The organism is bacterium (assembly GCA_024226335.1).
Taxonomy (GTDB): Bacteria; Myxococcota_A; UBA9160; order SZUA-336; family SZUA-336; genus JAAELY01.
Window position 1 is genome coordinate 1 of the sequence record JAAELY010000467.1, and the last position, 8,551, is coordinate 8,551.

At 61.0% G+C, this 8,551-nt stretch carries 9 protein-coding genes; 1 reads left to right on the plus strand and 8 read right to left on the minus strand.

Translation table 11 applies throughout. The features are described 5' to 3' along the window. Nucleotides 1-282 precede the first annotated feature (282 nt). Genes GY725_22245 through GY725_22260 form a run of 4 tightly spaced genes read right to left on the minus strand, consistent with a single transcriptional unit; the run spans nucleotide 283 to nucleotide 2,756 of the window. Nucleotides 283-642, minus strand: coding sequence for a PaaI family thioesterase (locus GY725_22245; protein MCP4006910.1), 360 nt, complete (start codon nucleotides 640-642; stop codon nucleotides 283-285). Between the two features lie 10 nt (nucleotides 643-652). Beyond that, a complete protein-coding gene (locus GY725_22250) occupies nucleotides 653-1,750 on the minus strand; it encodes an alcohol dehydrogenase catalytic domain-containing protein (protein ID MCP4006911.1) in 1,098 nt (365 codons plus the stop codon). A gap of 10 nt (nucleotides 1,751-1,760) precedes the next feature. Beyond that, nucleotides 1,761-2,567, minus strand: a complete 807-nt coding sequence (locus GY725_22255; GenBank protein MCP4006912.1) for an enoyl-CoA hydratase — start codon at nucleotides 2,565-2,567, stop codon at nucleotides 1,761-1,763. Nucleotides 2,568-2,600: 33 nt separating this feature from the next. After that, on the minus strand, nucleotides 2,601-2,756 hold the full coding sequence (locus GY725_22260; GenBank protein ID MCP4006913.1) for a hypothetical protein: 156 nt from the start codon (nucleotides 2,754-2,756) through the stop codon (nucleotides 2,601-2,603). Here GY725_22260 and GY725_22265 point away from each other — a divergent pair. Next, a complete protein-coding gene (locus GY725_22265; protein MCP4006914.1) occupies nucleotides 2,743-4,014 on the plus strand; it encodes an acyl-CoA dehydrogenase family protein in 1,272 nt (423 codons plus the stop codon). The two genes, GY725_22260 and GY725_22265, sit on opposite strands and share 14 nt — an antisense overlap. 15 nt (nucleotides 4,015-4,029) lie before the next feature. On the opposite strand, the gene GY725_22270 is transcribed toward GY725_22265, so the two are convergent. The 4 genes from GY725_22270 to GY725_22285 form a co-directional block, all read right to left on the minus strand. Next, the gene (locus GY725_22270) at nucleotides 4,030-4,497 is read right to left on the minus strand and encodes a hypothetical protein (protein MCP4006915.1); all 468 of its coding nucleotides are present in this window, start codon (nucleotides 4,495-4,497) and stop codon (nucleotides 4,030-4,032) included. 35 nt (nucleotides 4,498-4,532) lie between these two features. Next, nucleotides 4,533-6,191 carry a glycosyltransferase gene (locus tag GY725_22275; protein MCP4006916.1) on the minus strand — a complete coding sequence of 553 codons (1,659 nt, stop codon included), beginning with the start codon at nucleotides 6,189-6,191 and terminating at the stop codon, nucleotides 4,533-4,535. A gap of 17 nt (nucleotides 6,192-6,208) precedes the next feature. Then, complete coding sequence (gene wecB, locus GY725_22280) at nucleotides 6,209-7,384, minus strand: UDP-N-acetylglucosamine 2-epimerase (non-hydrolyzing) (GenBank protein ID MCP4006917.1); 1,176 nt, start codon at nucleotides 7,382-7,384, stop codon at nucleotides 6,209-6,211. 84 nt (nucleotides 7,385-7,468) lie between these two features. Then, nucleotides 7,469-8,380 carry a polysaccharide deacetylase family protein gene (locus GY725_22285; GenBank protein MCP4006918.1) on the minus strand — a complete coding sequence of 304 codons (912 nt, stop codon included), beginning with the start codon at nucleotides 8,378-8,380 and terminating at the stop codon, nucleotides 7,469-7,471. Nucleotides 8,381-8,551 lie beyond the last annotated feature (171 nt).

Sequence of the window (8,551 nt, forward strand, 5' to 3'; positions counted from 1 at the left end):
AACAGGCAGTGACGCCCAAGCCGATCGAGTTGTCGGAGCACGGTGGAGTGGGAGACTCCGAACTCCGGTGCGATCTGGCGCAGTGCAGAGCAACCGAGGACTCGGTAGAACAGCTGCGAGATCAGGTCGGGTCGTTTGAGCCAGTAAGTGAGACTGAAGGTTTGTGAGCTGAAGGACCGGTTGCAGCGTTGACACCTGTACCGCTGAATCTTCCTGGGATTCACATCTCGAGTGAAGAAGCCTTTCTTGATGAACTTCCAACCCTGCGAAGTTCGGTGGAAATCACACTCTGGGTTGGGGCAGAAGGGTGGCTTTGGACAAGTCGGGAGTTCGCGCATTCCCGTTCACTACGCACACCCCGTGCCAGGTACATTCTCCGGACCACAACTCTAGGTAATTCAACTGCATCTGTACGGTGTGCCAGGGTCCCGTATCGGGTCCGAGCGCTGCTCGCGCGACGGCGTGCCCGCACACGCTTCCCAGTGACGCCGCACAACCGCCGTGCAGGGCCTTCCCCGGGTTGGAATTCTCGTCCTTGTAGGGCAGGGCGATGCGTGCACCGGTCTCGTCGATGCTTTCGAGACGCATGCCCAGGAAACGGCTGTAGGGAGATTTCTCTAGCCAGTTTCGGATCTCTTCCATGGCGTATTCCTCAACTCTCGGGGATCAAACAGGAGTGGATGGACTCGTCTCCGGGAATCTCCCGAGCGAGAGTGCGGATGGCGAGTTCGGCTTCCTGCAGGGTGAAGTCGTGCGTGTGCATGCGTTCCAGCGGGTACTTGAGGCTTTCGATCAAGCGGATGGCATTGGCATAACCCGAACTCGTCACGCCGATCGCGCCGTGGATCGTCACTTCCTTCATCACGATCTTGTCGGAGATGAATCCGGGAATCTCCTTGAAGCCCTTCACTCCGGCCAATACGACTTTCCCTCCCATGCGCACGTAGTCGATCGACTCTGCGACGGGTTGGGTTGCGTGCGACGACACATCGAGCACCACATCCGCGCCCCGACCGTCGGTGAGTTCCCGCATTCGCTGTTTGGTGTTTTCATTCTGTACGTCGATCGTCGCGTCGGCTCCGAATTCGCGTGCGATGGCGAGTTTCTCGGCATCTGCTTCGAGCCCGGTGACGATGATGCGCGAGGCACCCGCTTCGCGGCAGGCGAGTACGGCCGCCAGGCCGCGCTGGCCCGGCCCCAGAATCGCAACGGTATCCCCCGGTTTGGTCTGCGGGACTTCCACGCCCCAGCGAAAACCCGCACCCAGTGGATTGAACATCACAGCGAGTGAGGCCGGAAGCGATGCATCGACTTTGTGCACCACTGCATTCGGGTCCAGATACATGTACTGCGCATACGAACCCCAGAGTCCCGGCTCTTCACTCAGGGGGATATTGGAGTAGATGCGGCGGGAGTTGCACAGATGATACGAACCGCCGAGGCAGGGTCTGCAGTGGTGGCAGGCGAGCATCGTCTCTACGGCGATCCGATCGCCGACGTCGATGCCCCAGCGCTTTGCGGCGCGGTCGCCGATTGCCGCAACTACGCCCAGTGGTTCATGGCCCGGAACTGCTGGCATCGGCGTGCGAAGCGCCCCCCCGAACTGTTCGTAGTCGCTGCCGCAGATTCCACAGGCCTCGATGCGGACGATTCCCGAGTCGGCGTCAATCTCCGGCAGCGGGAGGTCCATGGGTTCCAGTTTTCGAGGGGCCGTCTGGACCATGGCCAGACTGGTCTTGGGAAGCCTCATTGCGATCTCCTCATTCGCCTACGTAGCGACCTTCGCGTTTCTGGAAGAAGGCTGCGACCGCTTCGCGGAAGTCCTTTGTTCCCATGCAATGCGCCTGATGGCTAATCTCGATTTCGAGTGCGGTCTCGAAGTCGCAGGACGTGGCTCGGTTCAAACTGGACTTGATTGCCGACAAAGCTACGGGTGGCCGTTTTGCGAGTTCGCGTGCGTATTCGCTCACACGCGATTGCAAATCCCGATCGGGCACGACTTCGAGCACCAGTCCGTACTCGAGGGCGGTCTTTGCGTCGATTACGTCACCCCGGAAAGCCAGGTCCTTGGCGCGCTGCAGGCCGATCAGACGCGGAAGCAACCACGTACCGCCGTAGTCGATCCCCAGTCCGCGCTTGACGAAGATCTCGCTGAACGACGCCGATTCCCCCGCAAAAACGATGTCGCAACCGAGCGCGAGATTGCAACCGCCGCCCGCGGCTATTCCGTTGACGGCGGCGATCGTTGGTTTGGAGATCCGGTTCAGGGCGAGGGCGGCGTACACCGTGGTGCGCAGCCATTGAGTCAGGCCGACACGGCTCTGGCGCAGTTTGTCGGCGGAACCGGGGGAGCCGCGCAGATCTGCCCCAGCACAGAACGCCTTGCCCGAGCCCGTCAGAACCATGACGCGGTCTTCCGCGTTCGCCGCCACTTCTTCGAAGCGTTCGGCCAGTTCTCCAAAAAGCTCAGGGGTCAACGAGTTGAGGCTCTCGGGCCGGTGGAAGGTCAGGGTCGCGACACCGTCTTCTCTGGACAGTTCGATGACCTGGGGGGGCGAATCGCTCACGTGTCTACTCCGATACTACAGCGAAAATCCAACCTATCTGTTGTTGTTGGCGAGTGCAATCAGGCTGGCGAGTGCAATCAGGCTGGCGAGTGCAATCAGGCTGGCAAGTGCAATCAGCCAGGTGGGAGGGGGTGAATCGGTTGTGGCATCATGGCTCCACTGATAGGAGGGCGGTGTGAATTTCGACATCCCTGAAGACCTGGTCAAATTTCTCGCGGAACTCGACGACTTCATCGAGCGCGAGATCCAACCGCTCGAGCAGTCGAATGACAATATGCGATTCTTCGATCATCGTCGTGAGAATGCGCGCACCGACTGGGAGCGCGACGGTCAGCCAAACGAAGAGTGGGAAGAACTCCTGCGCGAAGCTCGAAACCTTGCGGACGCCGCGGGCCATTATCGCTACCCGTACCCGCGCGAGTTCGGAGGCCAGGACGGTACGAATCTGGGCATGGCGGTCATTCGCGAGCATCTGGCGACCCGGGGCCTCGGTCTGCACAACGATCTGCAGAATGAACACTCGATCGTCGGCAATAACGTGGCTCTGCTTCTGATGCTTCACCACGGAAGTGAAGCCCAGAAGGCCGACTGGATTGGACCCCTGCTTGAGGGCAAGCGCAGCTTTGCGTTTGGCATCACGGAATCGGCGCATGGCTCTGACGCGACCCATATGGAGACCGCTGCTGTGCGCGACGGCAGTGGCTGGCGCATCAATGGGGAGAAGAGCTGGAACACCGGCATCCACAAGGCACCCTACGATCTGATCTTTGCGCGCACTGGCGGCAAGGCGGGCGATGCAAACGGCATTACGGCCTTTCTGGTGCCGACCGATGCCGAGGGCTTCAAGGTCGAAGAGATGCTCTGGAGCTTCAATATGCCCACGGATCACGGTCGAGTCTCGCTAAAGGACGTCTGGGTTCCCGATGAGGCTGTCTTTGGTGGGGAGGGCAAAGGTCTGGGTGTCGTTCAGCACTTCTTCAACGAGAATCGCATTCGTCAGGCGGCGTCGAGTCTCGGCGCAGCACAGTTTTGCATCAACAAATCGATCGAGTATGCCAAGGAACGAGCGCCTTTCGGAAAACCGCTCGCAACCAATCAAGCCATTCAGTTTCCGCTCGTCGAACTACAGACACAGGGCGAAATGGTGCGCGCGTTGATTCACAAGACCGCCTGGCAGATGGACACCTACGGCGCCTTCTCCGTTTCCGACAAGGTTTCGATGTGCAACTACTGGGCGAATCGCCTGTGCTGTGAGGCGGCGGATCGGGCCATGCAGGTGCACGGTGGACTCGGATATTCGCGTCACAAGCCTTTCGAGCATATCTATCGACATCACCGGCGCTATCGGATCACAGAGGGCGCCGAGGAGATCCAGATGCGACGGGTGGCTGGCTATATGTTCGGATTCATGAAGCAGCGCGCACCCAAGGGAGTGAGCGAGAGCTGAAGATCTCGGCAGTTCTCAGAGGACCAGATACACCCCGTGCCCTTCGCGGGAACTGCTCGTGCACAGGAAGTGCAGTTGCGCGAGTGCTCGCTGGTACTCGCGATTGTTGACGGCCAGGCGGTACTCGGTCGGCTCGGGATCGCTCCCCTTGCCGATGACGAACTCGTACCGCGCCCCGTAGGTGCGGCGATCCGCCCTGCGGAAGACGGCCGCTACATTGTCGATCGATCCCGGAGGGATCAGGGTTTCGATCCCCGGTTCCAGGCCCGCGATACCGTTCTTTCGCAGGGCCTCCACTTCGCCGTGTTCCCACAACGCGTGGAGTGCGTTCGGGAAGATCGTCAAGCGACGGCGACTATCGGGCAGGCCCTGGCCGTCCAGCCAGATCGTGCCCGCCTCGCCGTGGCGAAACGGAGCCTGGTCTTGTTCCGGGCGGTTGTGGTCGTAGTAGAGAATGCGCACGGTCGGTTGCGATGATCGCATGATCCCAGTCGGAAAGTCCCCGTGCTCGCTCGAGTTCAGTCTCCCGCCTGCGCCGATCTGGTGAGCATGCGATCGGCAAGAACGCGGCCGATCAAGCCCAGATGCTGTGCAATGGTCGACAGCGTCTTCATCTTCGAATGGCCCAGCATCCGCACTTCGAGTACCGCCGGGCACTCCTCCACTCGTTCTCCCCGTGAATCCAGCAGTACCAGCATCTCGGTCACACCCAGGAATCCCGAATCCTTCGGTTGCAGATCGGTGACACGCTTGCGGTCGTAGACGCGGAAGCAACTGGAGTAGGTGGCGAGCTGAGTTCGCAGGATGTGGCGGTACAAGACCGAGAGTGTGCGCGACAGGAAGAGTCGCCAGTGCGGTACGCCGCGGACTTCGCCCAATGGGTGGTAGGGCGATGCGGTCACCATGGCCACGCCGTCTTCGAGGAGAGGAAGCATGGCGCTGAGTTGGCGAGGATCGTAGGTGCAGTCGCAGTCGATGGAGCACACGATATCGGTTTTCGCGTGGCGGATACCGGTCAAGATCGCAGCGGCGACGCCCTGATTGCGCTCGTGCCGCATCAGTTCGAATTCGGGCCGATCCCCGAAAAGGCGGTCCAGGTCTCGCCAGGTGGCATCGTTGCTGCCGTCGTCGACCATGATGAAACGAACATTGTAGTGATCTCGAAGGGAGTCCTCGAGATCGTGCAGTGTGTTGTTCAGATAGGGCAGGACCAGTTCTTCGTTGAAGCACGGAATTACGATTGTAATGGGCTCGTGCGTCGTATCGTCGGATTGTGCGGCGGAATTCGTGCGCACGAGTGCGTCGCAGCGCGCCGTCACACGCGGAGGGCGATTGGGATCCAGATCCAGATACGATGCGATGCTCTGGAAACGGTAGGTCTCCAGGTAGTGTCGAAGAACATCGGGCATCCGGCGCAGGTTTCGATACTGGCGGACGTGGGCGAACCAACCGGCTGAGGTAATGCGAGGTAGTTCCGGATCGATTTCCCAAACGTGGAAGTGCATATTGAATGGCGCGTCGTAGGTGCGATTCCATGACTCTACGAGTCGACGCATCAGGCTCTCGGGAAGCTGCCGGAACACGTTGCCGCCGGCGGCCGGAAGAAGCCACTCGTCGAAGCCCCATGTCGAAAGCGGGAGTTCGTGAAGTTCCAGGTCGCCAGAGCGGTGCACATGGGGGAATCGTCTCCAGGGCTGGCTCGCGATCGAGCGAAAGCGCGGGTACATGCTGGAGTCGTAGACGAATCCGTTGGCCGCCATGGTGTCGAGGGCCCAGAGGTCGTCGAGGCCGATGCTGCCCTGCGCGACCCGATGCCCGACGATCGCTCGACCCGTCGCGCGTTCCAGGACATCGCGTGCGCGCAAGAGGTCGTCGCGGAACTCGCGGCGTGTCATTTGCTGAAGCGGTTCGTGGAGGTAGCCCTTGCTGGCGACCTCGTGGCCTCGATCTACGATCTCGCGCACGACTTCCGGCATCTGCTCGGCAATCCAGCCCAGTACGAAGAAGGTCGCTCGTGCGCCGTGCCGCTCGAGCATGTCGAGGGCGCGCCGGGTATTGTCGGGCACTCGGCTCTCGAAACGCTTCCAGTGGTGGGAGGGGATCAACGGATTGAGTGCCGCGGAATGGAAGTAGTCTTCGACCGCGACGGTCAACAGGTGCTTGCGCGACTCTTCCACGGTTGTTTCCGGGATGTTCAACGCTTTGCCTCGCGGGCTTCGAGGACATATCTGAGTGCAGATCTGGCGATACGCTGGCCGCTAGCTCCGTCGCCGAAGGGGTTCTCGGTCTCCCACACCGTCTGGTGCCAGGCGGAATCATCGTAGGTCTGCTCTAGGAGTCGGGACAGTTCGCTGGCGGGTCCACCGGCCAGGCGGGCAACTCCAGCTTCGACGGCTTCGGGGCGTTCAGTATTGTCGCGGATCACCAGCAGTGGTGTGCCCAGAGTGGGAGCCTCCTCTTGCACACCGCCTGAATCCGAGACCAGCAACCAGGCCGCACGCGCCAGGTGAATGAAGTCGAGGTAATCCAGGGGAGCGATGAGCTTGATGCGATCGCATTCCCCGAGTTCGCGGGTTGCGGCCTCTCGCACGGCTGGGTTCGGATGAACCGGAAAGACCAAGGCCAGATCATCACGTGAACAGACGAAAGCCCGCAGGGCGTGGAGGCGTTTGGCCATCGTCCTGCCGAAACTCTCGCGGCGATGGGTCGTCAGTAGTATCAGTCTTTGCTCGCCGACCCAGTCGATCAGTTCGCCCGCGCGTTCGGGCACATCGGTCATCGAAAGTGCCCAGGGCAGAGAATCCACGACCGGGTTTCCCACCATCTCGACTCGGGAGTCAGCGATGCCTTCGTCAATCAGGGTTCGGGCGCTGCGCGGTGTGGGTGCGTAGTGCACGGTTGCGAGCTGGCCGATCAGGCGCCGGTTGATTTCTTCGGGAAACGGGTTGTCGGGATTTCCGGAGCGCAATCTCGCTTCAACGTGTCCCACGGGAATGCGTCGGTAGAAACCGCCGAGGGCTCCGATCATCGCCGTCGTGGTGTCTCCCTGTACCAGGATCATATCGGGCTGCTCGCGCTCGAAGAGTTCATCCAGGTGCTCGAGGAGTTCGCGCGTCAGTGACGCCAGGCCCGGATCGCGGCGTTCGAGTCGGAAGCGCTGGTGGATCTGCAGATCAAACGTCTGCGCGAGCGGTTCGAAGAGGTCGGTGTGTTGACCCGAGGCGGTGTTGACCGCCACGACTCCCGGAGTCGACTCGAGTGCGCGGATGACGGGTGCGAGCTTGATGACCTCGGGACGGGTCCCGATCAGGGTCAGAATCTTGATCGGGGACGGTTTTCCCGTCTCGCCGTGCTGGCCCTGCGAAGCCATCCCGGTTCATTCCTCCTGGTTTCCCGCTCCCGTGCGCACACTGATCGGTCAACGTTCCCAATCACTTTCAGTTTCGCCGGTTCGTCAGGAAAACTCGGGTGTCCGGGCTCTGAGAGGGCTTCCTTTCAGGAGCTGTTCGGAGTGTTCGATCACCGGCATCACCTCGAAATCCCTTGCGAGATCTTCCAGGTAATCCGACACACGACGACGTTTGAGCTCGCCCGAAAGCGACATTCCGGGGAAGAAGGCCAGCGCGTCGACGTCGTCTGCGCCCAGGAAGTCGAGGGGGTGCAATAGGATCGAAGGCTCGACACCAAACCAGCGACAGACGCGCAGGGCGTTGCGAAAGTAGCTGCGCGCAAGTGCGGGAGAAAACGTCGACAGGTACAACACGTAGCTCAGATGAAACGGAAGCTTGATTCCTGGCAGAGTCGTGACCGGTATCTCGAGCAGTCGTTGGCCTTCGAAATTCCACTCGTAGGCGCCACTGGGGCGTAGACCGTCGGACAGGCTGCCGAACAAGACTTCACGTTCGGCGCGTTCGGCCTCGCTCAGGTTTGCCTTGCGGAGATAGTAGGCGCGGGCGAGCGGTCCCAGATAGCTCGGCAACGTCGAGGCATCGTAACGGTAGCCTCGCTCGACCAGGACCTGGAGTATCGGAAGACTGAGGGCATAGCCGGGACCGCGAAATCCCCGCGGTCGCACGCCGGCCGCTGCTGCGATCGCCTCTTCGGTACGCTGGATCTCGACCTGGGCCTGCTTGGGCGTGTAGCGGCTCATCCAGGGCTCGTGTTCGAAGGAGTGGTTGCCCAGTTCGTGTCCCGCAAGGGCGATCGAAGCGATCTGTTCGCGACCTCCGGGGGATTCCGCATCGCGTCCGACCACGAATACGGTCATGCGCAGGCCGCGCTCGTCCGCGAATTCGAGCACCCGAGGAACCAGAACTCCCAGGTAGGAAGGGTACTCTTGCCAACCCTCGTCCCCATGAGTCTTCATGTACGACCACTGGTCGTCGAGGTCGAGCGAAAGGCTGCAGATCGGCTTCACTGCTCGGTCTCCGTACTGGCGGATTCCAGGCCGTCGCTCGAGATCAATGCAGCGGCGGTCCGTTCTGCCAGGTGTACGGTCTCGTTGACGTTGAGAGTGCCATTGACGATGTGCGCGGAG